This window comes from Streptomyces sp. NBC_01077 (assembly GCF_045162855.1).
GTDB lineage: Bacteria > Actinomycetota > Actinomycetes > Streptomycetales > Streptomycetaceae > Streptomyces.
In genome coordinates, this window is the sequence record NZ_CP108669.1 from 5,180,413 (window position 1) to 5,199,220 (window position 18,808).

An 18,808-nucleotide genomic window follows, 5' to 3' on the forward strand; every position below is an offset into this window, starting at 1 on the left:
TTGTGACGCCTCTGACGTGCGGCGATGCCGACCGTACGGCTGTGCCCGGACAATGCTGCTTTCTTCTCGATTCCTTTGTACAGCGGTGGGCGTCGCATTGTGAAGCCCTGGCAATTGTTTCAGCGTGTCCCGGTGCAATGAGGTCCGCAATATTTCACTCGAATTTTGCGTGGGTGTGCTCGGGCGGGGGCATGGGGTGTGTTCGCTGGTGGAGCGCCGCTGTGGCCTGGCTTTTGGAGGATCCTTCAGATCTCTACCCGCGTAGAATTTGGAGACAGGTACGCTGAGGGAACCGCCCACGCAACACACCACCGGGAGTGCCAGTGGCACGCGTCGTAGTCGACGTCATGCTCAAGCCGGAGATCCTCGACCCTCAGGGGCAGGCGGTGCAGCGTGCACTGCCCCGCCTGGGATTCGCCGGAATCGCCGACGTCCGTCAGGGGAAGCGTTTCGAGCTGGAGGTGGAGGGACCGGTCGACGAGGCCGCCCTCGCCCGCATCCATGAGATGGCCGAAACCTTCCTTGCCAACACCGTGATCGAAGACTTCATCGTGAAGGTGGAATCGTGACCGCACGCATCGGCGTCGTCACGTTCCCCGGAACGCTCGACGACCAGGACGCGCTGCGTGCCGCCCGCCTCGCGGGCGCCGAACCCGTATCGCTCTGGCACCGCGACAAGGACCTCAAGCAGGTCGACGCCGTGGTCCTGGCCGGCGGTTTCTCCTACGGCGACTACCTGCGGGCCGGAGCCATCTCCCGCTTCTCGCCGGTGATGGAGACGATCATCGAGCAGGCGAAGGCGGGCATGCCGGTCCTCGGTATCTGCAACGGCTTCCAGATCCTCACCGAGGCGCATCTGCTGCCGGGCGCGATGCTGCGCAACAACCACCTCCACTTCATCTGCCGCGACCAGAAGCTGCGGGTGGAGAACGCGGAGACCGCCTGGACCTCGGACTACACCGAGGGTCAGGAGATCGAGGTCCCGCTCAAGAACATGGACGGCCGGTACGTCGCCGACGAGCGCGTGCTCGACGAGCTGGAGGCCGAGGGGCGGGTCGCCTTCCGCTACCTGGACGTCAACCCCAACGGCTCGCTGCGTGACATCGCGGGCATCACCAACGCCGCGGGCAACGTGGTCGGCCTCATGCCGCACCCCGAGCACGCCGTCGAGCCGCTCGTCGGTACGGGCAAGACGGACGGCCTCGGTTTCTTCACCTCGATCCTCAAGAAGCTGGTCAACGCCTGATGAGCCTCGACACCGTCAAGCACGCGAGCGAGACGCCGGACAGCGAGCAGCCCTGGAAGGAGCTCGGCCTCAAGGAGGACGAGTACGCGCGCATCCGCGAGATCCTCGGCCGCCGTCCCACCGGCGCCGAGCTCGCCATGTACTCCGTCATGTGGTCCGAGCACTGCTCCTACAAGAGCAGCAAGGTCCACCTGAAGCAGTTCGGCGAGAAGGTCCCCGAGAACGACGCCATGCTCGTCGGCATCGGTGAGAACGCGGGCGTCGTCGACGTCGGCCAGGGGTACGCGGTCACCTTCAAGGTCGAGTCGCACAACCACCCCTCGTACATCGAGCCCTACCAGGGCGCGGCCACCGGCATCGGCGGCATCGTCCGCGACATCCTCGCCATGGGTGCCCGCCCGGTCGCGGTCGTCGACCCGCTCCGCTTCGGCGCGGCCGACCACCCCGACACCAAGCGCGTGCTGCCCGGTGTCGTCGCCGGCATCGGCGGCTACGGCAACTGCCTCGGCCTGCCGAACATCGGCGGCGAGGTCGTCTTCGACGAGTGCTACCAGGGCAACCCGCTGGTCAACGCCGGCTGCATCGGCGTGATGAAGCACGAGGACATCCACCTCGCCCAGGCCTCCGGCCCCGGCAACAAGGTGATCCTGTACGGCGCCCGCACGGGTGGCGACGGCATCGGCGGCGTCTCGGTCCTCGCGTCCGAGACCTTCGACGACACCAAGCCCACCAAGCGCCCCGCCGTCCAGGTCGGCGACCCCTTCCAGGAGAAGCTCCTCATCGAGTGCACCCTGGAGATCTTCAAGGAGAAGCTGGTCGCGGGCATCCAGGACCTCGGCGGCGCCGGGCTCTCCTGCGCCACGTCCGAGCTGGCCTCCGCCGGTTCCGGCGGCATGCGCGTCGAGCTCGACCGGGTCCACCTGCGTGACGCGACCCTCTCGCCCGAGGAAATCCTCATGAGCGAGTCGCAGGAGCGCATGTGCGCGATCGTCGAGCCGGAGCACGTCGAGCGCTTCCTGGAGATCTGCGAGAAGTGGGACGTCATCGCCACCGTCATCGGTGAGGTGACCGAGGGCGAGCGCCTGGAGATCTTCTGGCACGGCGAGCAGATCGTCGACGTGCCGCCGCGCTCCGTCGCCCACGAGGGTCCGACCTACCACCGGCCGTTCGCGCGCCCGGAGTGGCAGGACGCGCTCCAGGCCGACGACGCCGGCAAGCTGCCCCGGCCGCAGACGGGCGAGGAGCTGAAGGACCAGGTCCTGAAGCTGGTCTCCTCCCCGAACCAGGCGTCGAAGTCCTGGATCACGGACCAGTACGACCGGTTCGTGCAGGGCAACACGGTCCTGGCGCAGCCCGAGGACGCGGGCATGGTCCGTATCGACGAGGAGACCAACCTCGGCGTGGCCATGGCGACCGACGGCAACGGCCGGTACGCGAAGCTCGACCCGTACACGGGTGCGCAGCTCGCGCTCGCGGAGGCGTACCGCAATGTCGCCGCCTCCGGCGCGAAGCCGCTGGCGATCTCGGACTGCCTGAACTTCGGTTCGCCCGAGGACCCGGCCGTGATGTGGCAGTTCGCCGAGGCCACCCGTGGTCTCGCGGACGGCTGCCTTCAGCTCGGCACCCCGGTGACCGGCGGCAACGTCTCCCTGTACAACCAGACCGGTGAGGTCGCGATCCACCCGACGCCGGTCGTGGCCGTGCTCGGTGTGATCGACGACGTGAACCGGCGTACGCCGATCGCCTTCGCGGAAGAGGGCCAGCTCCTCTACCTGCTCGGCGACACGCGTGAGGAGTTCGGCGGCTCGGCCTGGTCCGAGGTCATCCACCAGCACCTCGGCGGTCTGCCGCCGGCCGTGGACCTCGACCGGGAGAAGCTGCTCGGCGAGATCCTGATCTCGGCCTCGCGCGACGGCATGATCGACGCCGCGCACGACCTGTCCGACGGTGGTCTCGTCCAGGCGGTCGTCGAGTCCTGCCTGCGCGGCGGGAACGGCGCGCGCCTGGTCGTCCCGGAGGGCCTGGACGCCTTCACGTTCCTCTTCAGCGAGTCGGCCGGCCGTGCGGTCGTCGCCGTCCCGCGCAGCGAGGAGCTCCGCTTCACCGACATGTGCGGTGCGCGGGGTCTGCCGGCGGCCCGGATCGGTGTCGTCGACGGAGACGCGGTCGACGTCCAGGGCGAGTTCGCGCTCTCCCTGACGGAGCTGCGCACGGCGCACGAGGCGACGATCCCGGCCCTGCTGGCCTGACGTCCAGTCTCAGGGAAGCCCCCGTCCGGCCTTCGGGTCCGGGCGGGGGCTTTCTCGTTCCCTGCTTGCGAGAGATTACGTAATTACGTAATCTCGACGGTATGGAGCTGGAAGAGCGGGTCGCCGCGCTGGAACGACGTATGGCGGCCCTCGAAGGCGCTGAGCGCCCCGCACCCGAGGTCGTCGATGCCACCTTCTGGGCCCTCGAAGGGCTCAAGGCGGAACTCGCGGAGGCCGGCGAGCAGGGCGAGGACGGCGCGGTCCTCTTCACCGGATCGGTCCGACTGCCGACCCACGAGCGGTACGAGTGGCAGTTCGGCGCCTTCACCGAGCGGCTGCTCGACGAGGACTGGACCGAGATCGCCGAGTCCTTCGCCGCGCTCGGCCAGCCCGTACGGCTCCGCCTGCTGCGGGAGATCCTCGGCGGCCGGCGCACGGCCGCCGAGCTGGCGGAGCTCGAAGAGATCGGCACGACCGGCCAGATCTACCACCACCTGCGCCAGCTGACCGGCGCGGGCTGGCTCAAGACCGTCGGACGCGGTCGCTACGAGGTCCCGGGAGCCCGCGTCGTCCCGCTTCTGGTGGCCCTGACCGCGGCCCGTCCGTAACCACGATCGTTCAGGGGGGATCCGGATGTCCTCGCGCTCATCAGCGGTGGTCCTCCACCGCGTGCTCTGGCTGGTGTTCATCGTCCAGGCCATCGCCTCGCTCGTGGTCGAGCCGCCGTACCCGTACTGGGCGGGCTGGCTGCCGGCGATCGCCGCGATGATCCTCGGTGTCGGCCTCTCCCGGACCGCCCGCAACCGGGTCAAGGGCACTCCCCGTGACACGGTCGAGGTGGATCCGCCGGTCACCGGCCGCTGGTCGGCGCTCAACAGCCCGGCGGACCGGACTCCCAGCCACGGCACGCACCAGCTGGGCCAGACGTACGCCATCGACATCGTGCGGGAGGACGAGTCGTGCCCCCGCCCGGCCTTCGCGTGGCTGTGGCCGGTGTTCCGGCGGAACGAGGACTTCCCGGCCTTCGACGCGCCGCTGCTCGCGATCGCCGACGCGACCGTCGTGCACGCCGAGGACGGACAGCGCGACCACCTCAGCCGCAACTCGCTGCTCGGCATCATCTATCTGATGCTGGTCGAGTCCAGTGCCCGGGGCCTCGGGGGAGCCCGCCGGGTCACCGGGAACCACCTCGTCCTCGAACTCGGCGACGGCACGTACGCGATGTACGCGCACCTGAAGCGCGGCTCGCTCGCCGTCCGCGCGGGCGACCGGGTCGCGGCCGGCCAGGAACTCGCCCGGTGCGGGAACTCCGGCAACTCCACCGAGCCGCACGTCCACTTCCAGCTGATGGACGGCCCGGACCTGGACACGGCGCGGGGTGTGCCGTTCACCTGGCGCGGTGTCGGCGTACCGAAGAACGGCGAGACGTTCGTCGCGGGAAGCTCGGCCTACACGTCCTGACCCCAGAAGGCGTCGGACTCGTCGATGTCCTCGACGCACTCGTCGATGTCGCTGATCTTGCCGCCGACGATGGTGAAGAAGAGCCCGCCGTGCATCTCGATTCCCCGGTCGCCCCGGTCGCCGTGGGCCTTGTGCGCCGCGATGGCGTGACCTCGGCCGTCCACGGAGACGCTCTGCAGCTCGACCCGGAACGTGCCCTGGGTGAGCTCGCCGAGCTGTCCGTAGTAGGCGAGAACCTCGTCCACGCCCTTGTGGTGCCCGGACAGCCGGCTGGTGCCCGGCACATGGTGGGTGCAGTCCGAGGTCAGCAGCGACCGCATGGTGTCCATGTCTCCCTGGACGAACGCTTCGTAGCCCCGGCGAACCAAGGCGGCGTCAGGATGCTCAGCCATGGCCGATCGACTCCTCTTGTACGGGTGGGTGAGCGGGCGGCCCTTCCCTTCCAGTCTCCGACTACCCTCGCCCCCATGCCACCGGCCAAGAAGCGCACCCGCCGCTATGACTCCGCCAAGACCAGGGCCGCCGTGCTCGCCCAGTTCACACACGTACGGGAGGCGGTCGCGGCGCTCACGCCCGAGCAGCTCGACGGGCCGACCCGGCTGGGGGAGTGGACGGTACGGGACCTGGCGGCGCACCTCGCGTGGATGGTCGACTCGGTGCCGCAGCTCCTGGCCGCGCCGGAGCGGGTGGGGCAGGACCGGCTCGCACTGCTCGACTGGCCGTTCGTGACGGCCGGAGCCGCCGAGCGGATCGACGAGCACACCCGGGGCATCGACGCCTCCGACGTGCCGGGGCTCTACGCGCGCGTGGCGGACGATTACGAGCGGGCGCTGGACGTCGCCTCCGACGAGCGGCTCCTGCCGGTGAGCTTCGGCGCGATGACCGTCGGCGACTTCCTCGTCACCCGGACCGTCGAGCTCGTCGTCCACACCGACGACCTGAACGCGGCGACCGGCGGCGGCATCCCGTACGACCGGCAGGCCCTCGCGGCCTGCACCCGGCTGCTCGCCGACGCGCTCGCGGCGAAGGCCCCGGGCGGTGCGGTCGAGGTGCGGGTCCCGCCGTACGCGGTGGTGCAGTGCGTGGAGGGCCCCCGGCACACCCGGGGTACCCCGCCCAACGTGGTCGAGACGGACCCGCTGACCTGGATCAGGCTCGCGACCGGGCGGGCGGAGTGGGCGACGGAGCTGGACGAGGCCCGTGTCGGCGCGAGCGGCGAACGCGCGGACCTGAAGGACCTCCTGCCCCTGATGGGCTGATCCGTACGCGGGCCCATCCGTACGCGGGCCCATCCGTACGCGGGCCCATCCGTACGCGGGCCCATCCGTACGCGGGCCCATCCGTGCGAGGGCTGACCCGTACGGGGGCTGATCCGTGCGAGGGCTGATCCGTACGGGGGCTCATCCGCACGAGGTCTGATCCGTACGGGGGCGGGGGCGGAACCGACTTCCGTCCCCGCCCGTCCCACCGCCATGCAGACGCAGACGCCGCGCACCCTCGCCGCCGCCGCCCTGGTCCTCCTCCTCGCCGCCTGCGGCACGGAGGGAGGCACGGGAGCGGGCTCCGGATCCGGAACCGGTACGGGCTCCGGATCCGACACCGTCTCCCCCGACCTGCCCGTCGCCGGTACCCACTGGACGATCGGCGCCGTCACGGTCGACGGGCGCCGGTCCGTCGCCCCGGACGGCGCCCGGGTCGAGTTCGGCGCGGACGGCCGTGCCCGGGGGAACAGCGGCTGCAACACCTTCGGCGCGACCGTCGCCGTGAAGGGGGACACCCTCACCGTCTCCCCGCAGGAGATCACCGAGATCGGCTGCCCCGAGGACCGGCAGCGCTTCGAGGCGGAGCTGGTCAAGGCCTTCAGTGGCGTGCTCAAGGGGAAGCAGGAGAAGGGCGACGCCCTCACCCTGACCTCCCTGGACGGCCGCAACGGCCTGGAGCTGACCGCCGAGGCGGACCTTCCGCTGCGCGGCACCACCTGGAAGATCGACGGGCTGATCTCGGGGGACACCGCGTCCTCCCTGCCCGCCGGCAGCGGGGAAAAGGCCCGTCTCGTCCTCGGCGCGGACGGCCGGGTCTCCGGAAACCTGGGCTGCAACAACTTCTCCGCGACCGCCCGGGTCGAGGGGAAGACGCTCACGATCGAGGGCCCGGCGGCGACCACCCGGATGATGTGCACGAGCCCGCAGATGCAGCTGGAGACCAAGCTGTACGAGCTCCTCGACGGTCCGCTCACCTACCGCCTGGACCACCGGACGCTGACCCTCGTGAACGCCGCGGGCGAGGGCCTGGGCGCCACGGCGGCCGCCGGGACGACTGGCTGAACCTCCGACGGAGCAGCCGGAACGGACGGCCAAGAAGCCCCGGCGTCCCGGTGAACGGACCTTCCCGAGGTGCACTCCGTCACATCGCGGAGAGGCTCACGGCCTGGTACGAGCGTCCGCTCGGGAAGGCCGTGGAGCCGGAATCCCTTCCGGCGCCTGCTTCGTAGCCCTCTCCAAGCCGGAGATGATCATTTCGTGCGATCGCACGAGCGCGCCGACCCCGGATTTCCTCAATTCGGACCAGTGGTCGAGCCCGTCTACACTCGGAAACGTGCCACGTGGTGACGGTCGACTCAATCACGACTTGCTCCCCGGAGAGAAAGGCCCCCAGGACGCTTGTGGCGTCTTCGGTGTCTGGGCTCCGGGTGAAGAGGTCGCAAAGCTCACGTACTTCGGGCTCTACGCCCTCCAGCATCGGGGCCAGGAATCCGCGGGTATCGCGGTCAGCAACGGCTCCCAGATCCTCGTCTTCAAGGACATGGGGCTTGTCTCCCAGGTCTTCGACGAGACCTCTCTCGGTTCCCTCCAAGGTCATATCGCGGTCGGTCACGCCCGCTACTCGACCACCGGGGCCTCCGTGTGGGAGAACGCGCAGCCGACGTTCCGGGCAACCGCCCACGGCTCGATCGCGCTCGGCCACAACGGCAACCTGGTGAACACGGCGCAGCTCGCCGAGATGGTCGCGGACCTGCCCAAGAAGGAAGGCCGCTCGACCCGAGTGGCTGCCACCAACGACACCGACCTGCTCACGGCGCTCCTCGCCGCCCAGGTCGACGAGGACGGCACGCCGCTCACCATCGAGCAGGCCGCCGCGAAGATCCTCCCCGATGTCCGGGGCGCCTTCTCCCTCGTCTTCATGGACGAGCACACGCTCTACGCGGCCCGTGACCCGCAGGGCATCCGCCCGCTGGTCCTCGGCCGCCTGGAGCGTGGCTGGGTGGTCGCGTCGGAGTCCGCCGCCCTCGACATCTGCGGCGCCAGCTACGTCCGCGAGGTCGAGCCGGGCGAGCTGATCGCGATCGACGAGAACGGCATGCGTACCTCGCGATTCGCGGAAGCGAAGCCCAAGGGCTGTGTCTTCGAGTACGTGTACCTGGCTCGCCCCGACACCGACATCGCCGGACGGAACGTCTACCTCTCCCGTGTGGAGATGGGCCGCCGTCTCGCGAAGGAGGCGCCGGTCGAGGCCGACCTGGTGATAGCGACTCCGGAGTCCGGCACGCCGGCCGCCATCGGCTACGCCGAGGCCTCGGGCATCCCGTTCGGCGCGGGCCTGGTGAAGAACGCCTATGTCGGGCGCACCTTCATCCAGCCCTCCCAGACCATCCGCCAGCTGGGCATCCGGCTGAAGCTGAACCCGCTCAAGGAAGTCATCAAGGGCAAGCGCCTGGTGGTCGTCGACGACTCGATCGTCCGCGGCAACACCCAGCGCGCGCTCGTCCGGATGCTCCGCGAGGCCGGCGCGGCCGAGATCCACATCCGGATCTCCTCGCCGCCGGTGAAGTGGCCCTGCTTCTTCGGCATCGACTTCGCCACCCGCGCGGAGCTGATCGCCAACGGCATGTCGATCGACGAGATCGGCAAGTCGCTCGGTGCGGACTCGCTCTCGTACATCTCCCTGGAGGGGATGATCGAGGCGACCACGATCCAGAAGCCGAACCTCTGCCGTGCCTGCTTCGACGGCGTGTACCCGATGGAGCTCCCGGACCCCGAACTCCTCGGCAAGCAGCTCCTGGAGACCGAGCTGGCCGCTGGTCCGGCCGCCACCGCGGCCTCCGACGCCCTGCGCCGCCCGTAAGACCCCGCTGCACACCCCGCAGTACGACACGAAAGTTCTTCAGCATGTCTGAGTCCACCAGTGCCGGAAGCGGCGCCAGCTACGCGAGCGCGGGCGTCGACATCGAAGCGGGCGACCGCGCCGTCGACCTCATGAAGGAGTGGGTGAAGAAGACGCAGCGCCCCGAGGTCCTCGGCGGCCTCGGCGGTTTCGCCGGCCTCTTCGACGCCTCCGCCCTCAAGCGTTACGAGCGTCCGCTGCTCGCCTCCGCCACCGACGGTGTCGGGACGAAGGTCGACATCGCCCGCCAGATGGGCGTGTACGACACGATCGGCCACGACCTGGTCGCGATGGTCATGGACGACATCGTCGTCTGCGGCGCCGAGCCGCTCTTCATGACCGACTACATCTGTGTCGGCAAGGTGCACCCGGAGCGGGTCGCCGCCATCGTCAAGGGCATCGCCGAGGGCTGTGTCCTGGCCGGCTGCGCCCTGGTCGGCGGCGAGACGGCGGAGCACCCGGGCCTCCTCGGCCCGGACGACTTCGACGTCGCCGGCGCCGGCACGGGCGTCGTGGAGCACGACCGGCTGCTCGGCGCCGATCGCATCCGTACGGGGGACGCGGTCATCGCGATGGCCTCCTCGGGTCTTCACTCCAACGGGTACTCGCTCGTCCGGCACGTGGTCTTCGACCGCGCCGGCATGACCCTCGACCAGCAGGTCGAGGAGCTCGGCCGGACGCTGGGCGAGGAGCTCCTGGAGCCCACGAAGATCTACTCGCTGGACTGCCTGGCCCTCACCCGGACCACGGACGTCCACGCGTTCAGCCACATCACGGGCGGCGGTCTCGCGGCCAACCTGGCCCGGGTGATCCCGGACGGCCTGCACGCCACGGTCGACCGTTCGACCTGGGCGCCGGACGCGATCTTCGACCTGGTCGGCAAGGCCGGTCAGGTGGAGCGCCTGGAGCTGGAGAAGACCCTGAACATGGGCGTCGGCATGATGGCCGTCGTGCCGGCCGACTCCGTGGACGCGGCCCTGACGACGCTGGCGGACCGGGGCGTCGAGGCCTGGGTCGCGGGCGAGATCACCGAGCGCGGCGCGCACACCACGGGCGCCGAGCTGGTCGGCGACTACGCGAAGTAGAGCAAGCGGGAGCAGTACGCGACGGGGCGCCCTGAGGGGCGCCCCGTAGGCGTTGTACGGGTCCCCACGCGGCCCGGACGCAAACAGCCATGCAGCTCGGACGCGGACAGCCACGCGACTCGGACGCGGACAGCACAGAAACCCGGCCGGGTGATCCCGGCCGGGTTTCGGCGATGCGATTCAGAAGGTCAAGCGCGACGCGGGGACGCACTCGGACCGGACTCGTCGTCCTCGTCCTCGTCGTCCTCGTTATAGAGATCCGCGTACTGGGCGTACGGGTCGTCTTCCTCGTCGTCGTCCTCGAACGGCTCGCCATTCGGCGGCTGGTTCGAAGTCGAAGCGCCCAGCTCATTGGCCAGACGCGTCAGGTCTGTCCCGCCGCTGCTGTACTTCAGCTGGCGGGCGACCTTGGTCTGCTTGGCCTTTGCCCGGCCGCGCCCCATGGCTCGACCCCCTCGGTGACGGGGCTCGGTGGCCCCAGAGTCTTGACACGCGTTCATGATTCGGAACGGACTCTCGACAGAGAGACCGGTCCGTAGGGCTTCAACGGTACCTGTTTCCGCGGGTCTACGGTACGCCGCGCGCATCACATACCCCGGTACAGAACCATCGAGGTGCCCTTTCCTCGCTGGTCAATCGCGATTTTAACCTCTTCTTGAGGGCCGACCCGCCGAGGGGCGTGAGCGAAGTCTCTCCGTGGTCTCTCCGCGGTCTCCCCAGGGACTCCTCACGGTCACTCCTGCGACGGGCCGGACCCCGGTACGACTCAGGCGTGTCGCGCGTCCGCCATCCGCTGTTCGGCGATCCGGTCGGCCGCCGCGGCCGGCGGAATTCCGTCAGCCTTCGCACGTGCGAAGATTTCGAGCGTGGTGTCGAAGATCTTCGTCGCCTTCGCCTTGCAGCGGTCGAAGTCGAAGCCGTGCAGCTCGTCGGCGACCTGGATCACGCCACCGGCGTTGACCACGTAGTCGGGCGCGTAGAGGATCCCGCGGTCCGCGAGGTCCTTCTCGACGCCGGGGTGGGCGAGCTGGTTGTTGGCCGCGCCGCAGACGACCTTCGCGGTGAGGACCGGCACGGTCTCGTCGTTCAGGGCACCGCCCAGCGCGCAGGGCGCGTAGATCTCCAGGCCCTCGACGCGGATCAGCGCGTCGGTGTCGGCGACGACGGTGACCTGCGGGTGCTTGTCGGTGATCCGGCGCACCGAATCCTCGCGCACATCCGTGATCACGACCTCGGCGCCGTCCTCCAGGAGGTGCTCGACGAGGTAGTGGCCGACCTTGCCGACGCCCGCGACGCCGACCTTGCGGCCGCGCAGCGTCGGGTCGCCCCACAGGGTCTGCGCGGAGGCGCGCATGCCCTGGAAGACGCCGAAGGCGGTGAGGACGGAGGAGTCGCCGGCGCCGCCGTTCTCGGGGGAGCGGCCGGTGGTCCACTTGTTCTCGCGGGCCACGACGTCCATGTCGGCGACGTAGGTGCCGACGTCGCAGGCCGTGACGTACCGGCCGCCGAGGGAGGCGACGAAGCGCCCGTAGGCGAGGAGGAGCTCCTCCGTCTTGATCTTCTCCGGGTCGCCGATGATGACGGCCTTGCCGCCGCCGTGGTCGAGACCGGCCATGGCGTTCTTGTACGACATGCCGCGGGCCAGGTTGAGCGCGTCGGCGATCGCGTCGGCCTCGGTGGCGTACGGGTAGAAGCGGGTGCCGCCGAGGGCCGGGCCCAGGGCGGTGGAGTGGAGGGCGATGACGGCCTTGAGGCCGGTGGCGCGGTCCTGGCAGAGCACGACTTGCTCGTGGCCACCCTGCTCCGAGTGGAACAGAGTGCGCAGTACGTCAGCAGGAACGCCGGTCACATCGGTCACGGTGGTGACTCCCAAGTACGAAGCGGCGGTTTCGGCCCTCCCTGTGGGTGGGGGAGGACCAGTTCGGCAAGAGAGTAAGTCCTACCTGGGCGTAGATCAGCGGCAGTGCTCAGGATCACCCCCTCGCGGAGTACCTCCGTGGAAGGATTCGCGACATGTCGGTCGCCTCCTCGGTCCTCATTCCCTACGCGTCCTATCTGCGCGTGTACGAGCCGCTGGCCGCGTTCCCCGAGCCGGAGCGGACCCACTGGGCGCGGTACGCCCGCCGGCCGCGCACGCCGGGGGCGCAGGAGGAGCTGCGGCGCTCGCTCGCCGACCTGCTGCCGACGCCCCCGGTCCCGGTGCCGGTCCACGAGAGCGGGGAGGCCTTCGTCGCCCATCTGGACGGCGTGGTGGTGATCTGCCCGTGGCGGACCCGGCTGCGGGGGTGGCTGGCGCTGCAGGAGCTGGCGGACCAGTTCCCGGAGCCGGTGCTGGACGCGATGCTGCCGCCGGTGGTCCGCGTCCAGGTGGCGAGCGACTACGAGCGGTGGCTGGGCAGGAACCCGGACGCGCGGCCGTGGATCCGTACGGCGGTCTGGCAGGTGCCGTTGCGCTGGTTCGCGCTCTTCGGGGACGAGGACCGGGAGTACGAGCCGGGGGAGCCGGGCGGCAGGGGCACGAAGGGCGGCGAGGGCGGTAGGGAGCCGGGCCGGGCGCCGGTGCTCCGCTACCGGACGACGATGGCGCAGGCGCGCCGCCGGCTCGCGCGGGCGCTGCGGGCCCTGCGGGAGTCGATCGACGACGGCCCCATGACGGAGGGGCTGATCGAGGTGGGGCGCTGGCTGGAGGAGTTCCATCCCCGGGCGCTCGTGGAGCTGGATTTCGGCGGTCTGGTGCACGCCGTCCCGGAGGAGTGGCTGGCGGCGGACCGGTCGGCGGCGCAGCTGGCGGAGGGGATCGCGGCGCTGCGGGCCGGCGACGGCGAGGGGGCGAGCGATGCGTACGGGCGGCTCGCGGAGCGCTGGCGGACGGTCAGGGATCTTCGCTTCGCGAATTGACATCAGTCGGGCATCTTCGTCAGGTCGGTATCGACAAGACATGTCCGACGGGTGTAAATGATCATCAGGGCTGTCCGGATACCGCCTGCCCGGTTTTCTATGCTGGGCGGTCTCCGGGTCTTTCGGCACCCTCCGGGCGGGGACGTTGGTCCCGATCCGGGCCTTTGGCTCAAGCGTGACGGACAGCACGTAACGCACCCTTGCGCCCATCACCCACCCTCGTGCCAAAATAGGACAAGGAGTCCGGGGAGGGTTCCTTCCGTCCATCTATGGGCGGAACGCTCAGCATTGCACTCTATGGGGGGTCTGAGGACTCCTGATCGCTCTGTGACTGATCGTCACAGTGGCGTGACTGTCCGTTATGGCATGGTCCATCGACTTCCGCCGCTGATGAACACCTGCGAGGGCAATTCCATCGGTTTGGCCGACGTGGCTGGACGGATGGTGTAGTTGTAGTGCCGAGGACAAGCCGTTCGTCCTATAACCGACTCGGCCCGCTTCTGCCATTTCGGGCAACGCGGGTCAAGGTGCAGAATTTAGAGGAAAGAACCGAGAAGGTTCGGTTCTCCCGAGGAGGCCGCTCATGACCGCTCGCACCCCTGATGCCGAGCCGCTGCTGACCCCTGCCGAGGTTGCCACGATGTTCCGCGTGGACCCGAAGACGGTGACCCGTTGGGCGAAGGCCGGGAAGCTTACGTCCATCCGCACCCTGGGTGGGCATCGCCGGTACCGCGAAGCTGAGGTTCGCGCGCTGCTGGCGGGTATTCCGCAGCAGCGCAGCGAGGCCTGAGGTCGCGCAAACACCCCGTAGTACCCCGCAGTACCCCGTAACACCGGGCCTGTCCGGATCCCCCAATCCGGTCGCCCACACCTAGCTCTGCCGACGGATTCCTGCCCCAACAGGCCTTCGTCAACGATCGCGCTGGACTCCGCCGGGTCTGGCGCGATCTTCTTTTGTGCCCGGCGCCACTCTTCGGAGAGCGGTGCAATTGCACATATTAAATCGGGCCTGTGTAGGGAGGGTGTAAGTGAAGCGGTTTCTGAAACTGCTTCAGTGACTCCCGTCACATCGGGGAAGTCTTGCCAAAGAACAGCCTCCCACTTCGCGGAACGCTCCCAACCCGCCGTTGGTCATGGGTCGGTAGGACTTTCGTCCTCAGTGCCGTCCGCCGGCCCCTCGGGCCCTTCCCCCGGCTGCGGGAGCTCCGGAAGGTCCATGGAGAGCCGCAGGAGGCGGTGGCAGACCACGCAGTGGCGCGTGAGGTGTCCGTACCGGGACGCGGCCGCCAGATGGGCGCGCAGCAGCGCGCGCGTGTCGTGCCGTGCTGCGGACGCCGCGGCCATGCGCGACCACCTCCGGTGTGGGCCCCCGAATCCCTGATGTCCGGGGTACCGGCGGGCCCGTGGCCCCGTCAAGACACGGGAACACAAAGAAAGGCCCGCATCTCGCGATGCGGGCCTTTCTTGAAAGCGAACCTGACGGGACTTGAACCCGCGACCTCCACCTTGACAGGGTGGCGAGCTAACCAACTGCTCCACAGGTCCTTGCTCGCAGCCCCTCGTAAGTGGCTGCGAGGAAGACTGTACAGCAGGTCAGCGGTCCGGTCGAACTCACCGACGGCGAATCCCCCGTTACGGGGCCGCCGCGTCGATCGCCTTCACGATCCGCTTGTCCGAGACCGGGTACGCCGTGCCGAGCGCGTGCGCGAAGTAGCTCACCCGCAGCTCCTCGATCATCCAGCGGATGTCGGTGACCTCGGACGGCACCGGGCGGCCCTTCGGAAGCTGTTCGAGCAGCCAGGCGTACTCGTCCTGCATCTCCTGGACCTTCTCCATCCGGGTGGTGTCGCGCTGGACCCCGGTCGGCATCTGCTGGAGCCGCCGGTCCACCGCCACCAGATAGCGCATCAGGTCCGGGAGCCGCTTCAGCCCCGTCCGAGTGACGAAGCCGGCCGGCATCAGCCACGCCAGCTGGGCGCGTACGTCCGCCAGGTTGTTGATCAGGGCCAGACTGCCGGTGGACTTCAACCGGCGCTCGCACGCCTGCCAGGCCGCCAGGATCTGCTGGACCTGGCCCACCGTCCGTACGGTCGTGTCCACGAGGTCCGCACGGACCTTGTCGTACAGCTTCCGGAACGACTCCTCGTCCCACGCCGGCCCGCCGTGCTCCGCCATCAGCCTGTCGGCCGCCGCGGTCGCGCAGTCGTCGAAGAGGGCCTGGATCGAGCCGTGCGGATTGCTCGACAGGGCCAGCTTCTGCTGGTTGGTCAGCTTGTCCGAGGCGAACTTCGCCGGGTTCACCGGGATGTTCAGCATGATCAGCTTCCGGGTGCCCCGCCACATCGCCTGGGCCTGCTCGGCCTCCGTGTCGAAGAGGCGTACGGCGACGGTCGCGCCCTCGTCCACGAGCGCCGGGTACGCCTTGACCGGCTGGCCGCCCCGCTTGGTCTCGAAGACCCTCGTGAGCGTCCCGATCGTCCAGTCCGTGAGCCCCGTGCGCTCCAGGGAGGGCCCGGAGCCGTCCGGGCCGCCCGTGGCCGCCGCGGCGGCCTGGGAGAGCGCCTTACGGGCCTTCGGGCGCAGCTGCAGCCGCAGCGTCTCCAGGTCCTTGTCCTCGGCGAGCTTCCTGCGCCGCTCGTCGACGATCCGGAACGTGACCTTGAGATGCTCGGGGACCTTCGCCCAGTCGAAGTCGTCGGCGGTGACCGGCACCCCGACCATCCGCTGGAGCTCCCGGGCGAGCGCCCCCGCCAGCGGCTCCTGCACCGGCACGACCACGTCCAGGAAGCGGCTCGCGAAGTTCGGCGCGGGCACGTAGTGGCGGCGGATCGGCTTCGGGAGGGAGCGGATCAGCTCGGTGACGACCTCGGCGCGCAGACCCGGGATCTGCCACTCGAAGCCGTCGTCCGTCACCTGGTTCAGCACCTGGAGCGGGACGTGGACGGTGACACCGTCGGCGTCCGCGCCCGGCTCGAACTGGTACGTCACCCGGAACTTCAGCGGACCCTGCCGCCAGGAGTCCGGGTAGTCGTCCTTGGTGACCCCGGCGGCCTTCTCGTTGATGAGCATCTCGCGCTCGAAGTCCAGGAACTCCGCCGCAGCGCCTCCTTCGTGGAGCTTGTGCTTCCACCAGGAGTCGAAGTGGGCTCCGGACACGACGTGTTCGGGGACGCGCTTGTCGTAGAAGTCGAAGAGCGTCTCGTCGTCGACGAGGATGTCCCGGCGCCGCGCCCGGTGTTCCAGCTCCTCGACCTCGGTGAGGAGCTTGCGGTTGTCCGCGAAGAACTTGTGGTGGGTGCGCCAGTCGCCCTCGACGAGCGCGTTCCTGATGAACAGGTCGCGGGAGACCTCGGGGTCGATCCGGCCGTAGTTGACCTTGCGGTCGGCGACGATCGGGACGCCGTACAGCGTCACCTTCTCGAAGGCCATCACGGCCGCCTGGTCCTTCTCCCAGTGCGGCTCGCTGTACGTCTTCTTCACCAGGTGCTGGGCGAGCGGCTCGATCCACTCCGGCTCCACGCGCGCGTTGACCCGGGCCCAGAGGCGCGAGGTCTCCACCAGCTCGGCGGACATGACGAAGCGCGGGGGCTTCTTGAAGAGCGCGGAACCGGGGAAGATCGCGAACTTGGCGCTGCGGGCACCCAGGTAGTCGTTCTTGGCCCCTTCCTTCACGTCCTTCATGCCGATGTGGCTGAGGAGGCCCGCGAGGAGGGAGACGTGGACGGACTGCTCGGGCGCGTCCTCCTCGTTGACATGGATGCCGAGCTGCTTCGCGACCGTCCGCAGCTGGGCGTAGATGTCCTGCCACTCGCGGATGCGCAGGAAGTTCAGGTACTCCTGCTTGCACATCCGGCGGAAGGAGCTGGATCCGCGCTCCTTCTGCTGCTCACGGACGTACCGCCACATGTTCAGGAAGGCGAGGAAGTCGCTCGTCTCGTCCTTGAACCGGGCGTGCTGCTGGTCCGCCTGCGCCTGCTTCTCCGACGGCCGCTCGCGCGGGTCCTGGATGGAGAGGGCGGCCGCGATCACCATGACCTCGCGCACACAGCCGTTCTTGTCGGCCTCCAGGACCATCCGGGCGAGCCGCGGGTCCACCGGGAGCTGGGAGAGCTTCCGGCCCTGCTGCGTCAGCCGCTTCTTCGGATCCTTCTCGTCCGGGTCGATCGCGCCCAGCTCCTGCAGGAGCTGCACGCCGTCCCGGATGTTCCGGTGGTCCGGCGGGTCGATGAAGGGGAACTTCTCGATCTCGCCGAGGCCGGCCGCGGTCATCTGCAGGATGACGGAGGCCAGGTTCGTACGGAGGATCTCGGCGTCCGTGAACTCCGGCCGGGAGAGGAAGTCGTCCTCCGTGTACAGCCGGATGCAGATGCCGTCGGACGTTCGGCCGCAGCGGCCCTTGCGCTGGTTGGCGCTGGCCTGGCTGACCGGCTCGATCGGCAGCCGCTGCACCTTGGTCCGGTGCGAGTAGCGGGAGATGCGGGCGGTGCCCGGATCGATCACGTACTTGATGCCGGGGACGGTCAGGGAGGTCTCGGCGACGTTCGTCGCGAGGACGATCCGACGGCCGGAGTGCGCCTGGAAGACCCGGTGCTGCTCGGCGTGGGAGAGGCGGGCGTAGAGCGGGAGGACCTCGGTGTTGCGCAGGTTCCGCTTGAGGAGCGCGTCCGCGGTGTCACGGATCTCGCGCTCGCCGGAGAGGAAGACGAGGACGTCGCCGGGGCCCTCGGACTGGAGCTCGTCGACGGCGTCGCAGATGGCCGTGATCTGGTCGCGGTCCGAGTCGTCGGAGTCCTCTTCCAGGAGGGGACGGTAGCGGACCTCGACCGGGTACGTACGGCCGCTGACCTCGACGATCGGGGCCTCGCCGAAGTGGCGGGAGAAACGCTCCGGGTCGATGGTCGCCGAGGTGATCACGACCTTGAGGTCGGGGCGCTTCGGGAGCAGCTGGGCCAGATAGCCGAGCAGGAAGTCGATGTTGAGGGACCGCTCGTGGGCCTCGTCGATGATGATCGTGTCGTAGGCGCGCAGCTCGCGGTCCGTCTGGATCTCGGCGAGCAGGATGCCGTCCGTCATCAGCTTCACGAAGGTCGCGTCGGGGTTCACCTGGTCGGTGAAGCGGACCTTCCAGCCGACGGCCTCGCCGAGTGGGGTCCTCAGCTCCTCGGCGACCCGCTCGGCGACCGTGCGGGCGGCGATCCGGCGGGGCTGGGTGTGCCCGATCATGCCCCGGACGCCCCGGCCGAGCTCCAGACAGATCTTGGGGATCTGGGTGGTTTTGCCCGAACCCGTCTCGCCGGCGACGATCACGACCTGGTGGTCGCGTATCGCCTCCAGGATCACGTCCTTCTTCTGCGAGACGGGGAGCTGTTCGGGATACGTGACCGCGGGCATGCGGGAGGCGCGCCCGTCGACGCGCTCCTTGGCCTTGGCCGCCTCGACGGCGATCTCGTCCAGGACGGCCTCGCGGGCCTCGGGCTTGCGGATGCGGCGGGCGCCTTCGAGACGACGGCCGAGCCGGTGGGAGTCCCGCAGCGAGACCTCGGCCAGGACGGACTGGAGGGCGGCGAAGGAAGTAGACATACGGCATCCAGGATCGCACCTGCGGCCGAGAAGCGGCGAACCCATTTACGAGCGGCCAGCCGGGGCGGGTGCTTCCCGGGGGCGGGGTGATTGCCCGGGTAAGGGCACGTCCTCGGGGGCGGGTGCGC

Annotated in this window: 16 protein-coding genes and 1 tRNA gene; 11 read left to right on the plus strand and 6 right to left on the minus strand. The window is 69.3% G+C overall.

Features of this window, described 5'->3' with window-relative positions:
• Positions 1-323 precede the first annotated feature (323 nt).
• The 5 genes from purS to OG462_RS23370 all read left to right on the plus strand — a co-directional run bounded on the left by purS (position 324) and on the right by OG462_RS23370 (position 4,956).
• Positions 324-569, plus strand: a complete 246-nt coding sequence (gene purS, locus OG462_RS23350; protein WP_030221400.1) for a phosphoribosylformylglycinamidine synthase subunit PurS — start codon at positions 324-326, stop codon at positions 567-569.
• Entirely contained in the window at positions 566-1,246 is a 681-nt protein-coding gene (gene purQ / locus OG462_RS23355; protein WP_030318250.1) for a phosphoribosylformylglycinamidine synthase subunit PurQ, read from the plus strand. Before purS ends, purQ begins: the two co-directional genes overlap by 4 nt.
• Positions 1,246-3,495, plus strand: coding sequence for a phosphoribosylformylglycinamidine synthase subunit PurL (gene purL, locus OG462_RS23360; RefSeq protein WP_406060390.1), 2,250 nt, complete (start codon positions 1,246-1,248; stop codon positions 3,493-3,495). Before purQ ends, purL begins: the two co-directional genes overlap by 1 nt.
• A gap of 101 nt (positions 3,496-3,596) precedes the next feature.
• On the plus strand, positions 3,597-4,103 hold the full coding sequence (locus OG462_RS23365) for an ArsR/SmtB family transcription factor (RefSeq protein WP_406060393.1): 507 nt from the start codon (positions 3,597-3,599) through the stop codon (positions 4,101-4,103).
• Between the two features lie 25 nt (positions 4,104-4,128).
• Entirely contained in the window at positions 4,129-4,956 is an 828-nt protein-coding gene (locus tag OG462_RS23370; protein ID WP_406060395.1) for a M23 family metallopeptidase, read from the plus strand.
• On the opposite strand, the gene OG462_RS23375 is transcribed toward OG462_RS23370, so the two are convergent.
• Entirely contained in the window at positions 4,944-5,348 is a 405-nt protein-coding gene (locus OG462_RS23375) for a nuclear transport factor 2 family protein (RefSeq protein WP_406060397.1), read from the minus strand. The genes OG462_RS23370 and OG462_RS23375 overlap by 13 nt on opposite strands.
• A 75-nt stretch (positions 5,349-5,423) precedes the next feature.
• On the opposite strand from OG462_RS23375, the gene OG462_RS23380 reads away from it, so the two are divergent.
• The 4 genes from OG462_RS23380 (at position 5,424) to purM (ending at position 10,202) form a co-directional block, all read left to right on the plus strand.
• Positions 5,424-6,215, plus strand: coding sequence for a sterol carrier family protein (locus OG462_RS23380; protein WP_406060398.1), 792 nt, complete (start codon positions 5,424-5,426; stop codon positions 6,213-6,215).
• A gap of 213 nt (positions 6,216-6,428) precedes the next feature.
• Positions 6,429-7,280, plus strand: a complete 852-nt coding sequence (locus OG462_RS23385; protein ID WP_406060400.1) for an META domain-containing protein — start codon at positions 6,429-6,431, stop codon at positions 7,278-7,280.
• Positions 7,281-7,551: 271 nt separating this feature from the next.
• Positions 7,552-9,078 carry an amidophosphoribosyltransferase gene (purF, locus tag OG462_RS23390; protein ID WP_406060402.1) on the plus strand — a complete coding sequence of 509 codons (1,527 nt, stop codon included), beginning with the start codon at positions 7,552-7,554 and terminating at the stop codon, positions 9,076-9,078.
• Between the two features lie 44 nt (positions 9,079-9,122).
• Positions 9,123-10,202, plus strand: a complete 1,080-nt coding sequence (purM, locus tag OG462_RS23395) for a phosphoribosylformylglycinamidine cyclo-ligase (RefSeq protein WP_406060404.1) — start codon at positions 9,123-9,125, stop codon at positions 10,200-10,202.
• Positions 10,203-10,390: 188 nt separating this feature from the next.
• Here purM and OG462_RS23400 read toward each other — a convergent pair whose 3' ends face one another.
• Entirely contained in the window at positions 10,391-10,645 is a 255-nt protein-coding gene (locus OG462_RS23400; RefSeq protein WP_030318267.1) for a DUF3073 domain-containing protein, read from the minus strand.
• A gap of 323 nt (positions 10,646-10,968) precedes the next feature.
• Positions 10,969-12,060 (minus strand): Leu/Phe/Val dehydrogenase, encoded by a 1,092-nt coding sequence (locus OG462_RS23405; protein ID WP_406060406.1) that lies wholly within the window; start codon positions 12,058-12,060, stop codon positions 10,969-10,971.
• 155 nt (positions 12,061-12,215) lie between these two features.
• Between OG462_RS23405 and OG462_RS23410 the strand changes: the two genes are divergently transcribed.
• Positions 12,216-13,100 carry a hypothetical protein gene (locus OG462_RS23410; RefSeq protein WP_406060408.1) on the plus strand — a complete coding sequence of 295 codons (885 nt, stop codon included), beginning with the start codon at positions 12,216-12,218 and terminating at the stop codon, positions 13,098-13,100.
• 583 nt (positions 13,101-13,683) lie between these two features.
• On the plus strand, positions 13,684-13,890 hold the full coding sequence (gene bldC, locus OG462_RS23415; RefSeq protein ID WP_003949541.1) for a developmental transcriptional regulator BldC: 207 nt from the start codon (positions 13,684-13,686) through the stop codon (positions 13,888-13,890).
• Between the two features lie 341 nt (positions 13,891-14,231).
• On the opposite strand, the gene OG462_RS23420 is transcribed toward bldC, so the two are convergent.
• The 3 genes from OG462_RS23420 to hrpA form a co-directional block, all read right to left on the minus strand.
• Positions 14,232-14,444, minus strand: a complete 213-nt coding sequence (locus tag OG462_RS23420; RefSeq protein ID WP_406060409.1) for a DUF6274 family protein — start codon at positions 14,442-14,444, stop codon at positions 14,232-14,234.
• 127 nt (positions 14,445-14,571) lie between these two features.
• A tRNA-Asp gene (locus tag OG462_RS23425) sits at positions 14,572-14,645 on the minus strand.
• An 87-nt stretch (positions 14,646-14,732) separates the two neighbouring features.
• Positions 14,733-18,680, minus strand: coding sequence for an ATP-dependent RNA helicase HrpA (gene hrpA, locus OG462_RS23430; protein ID WP_406060411.1), 3,948 nt, complete (start codon positions 18,678-18,680; stop codon positions 14,733-14,735).
• Positions 18,681-18,808 lie beyond the last annotated feature (128 nt).

Bases quoted from the DNA above. Each gene is read 5' to 3' on its own strand.
- OG462_RS23400 (WP_030318267.1), bottom strand. From the start codon at position 10,645: ATGGGGCGCGGCCGGGCAAAGGCCAAGCAGACCAAGGTCGCCCGCCAG.
- hrpA (WP_406060411.1), bottom strand. From the start codon at position 18,680: ATGTCTACTTCCTTCGCCGCCCTCCAGTCCGTCCTGGCCGAGGTCTCG.
- OG462_RS23375 (WP_406060397.1), bottom strand. From the start codon at position 5,348: ATGGCTGAGCATCCTGACGCCGCCTTGGTTCGCCGGGGCTACGAAGCG.
- OG462_RS23380 (WP_406060398.1), top strand. From the start codon at position 5,424: ATGCCACCGGCCAAGAAGCGCACCCGCCGCTATGACTCCGCCAAGACC.
- OG462_RS23365 (WP_406060393.1), top strand. From the start codon at position 3,597: ATGGAGCTGGAAGAGCGGGTCGCCGCGCTGGAACGACGTATGGCGGCC.
- bldC (WP_003949541.1), top strand. From the start codon at position 13,684: ATGACCGCTCGCACCCCTGATGCCGAGCCGCTGCTGACCCCTGCCGAG.
- OG462_RS23385 (WP_406060400.1), top strand. From the start codon at position 6,429: ATGCAGACGCAGACGCCGCGCACCCTCGCCGCCGCCGCCCTGGTCCTC.
- purM (WP_406060404.1), top strand. From the start codon at position 9,123: ATGTCTGAGTCCACCAGTGCCGGAAGCGGCGCCAGCTACGCGAGCGCG.
- OG462_RS23370 (WP_406060395.1), top strand. From the start codon at position 4,129: ATGTCCTCGCGCTCATCAGCGGTGGTCCTCCACCGCGTGCTCTGGCTG.
- OG462_RS23420 (WP_406060409.1), bottom strand. From the start codon at position 14,444: ATGGCCGCGGCGTCCGCAGCACGGCACGACACGCGCGCGCTGCTGCGC.
- OG462_RS23410 (WP_406060408.1), top strand. From the start codon at position 12,216: ATGTCGGTCGCCTCCTCGGTCCTCATTCCCTACGCGTCCTATCTGCGC.
- purL (WP_406060390.1), top strand. From the start codon at position 1,246: ATGAGCCTCGACACCGTCAAGCACGCGAGCGAGACGCCGGACAGCGAG.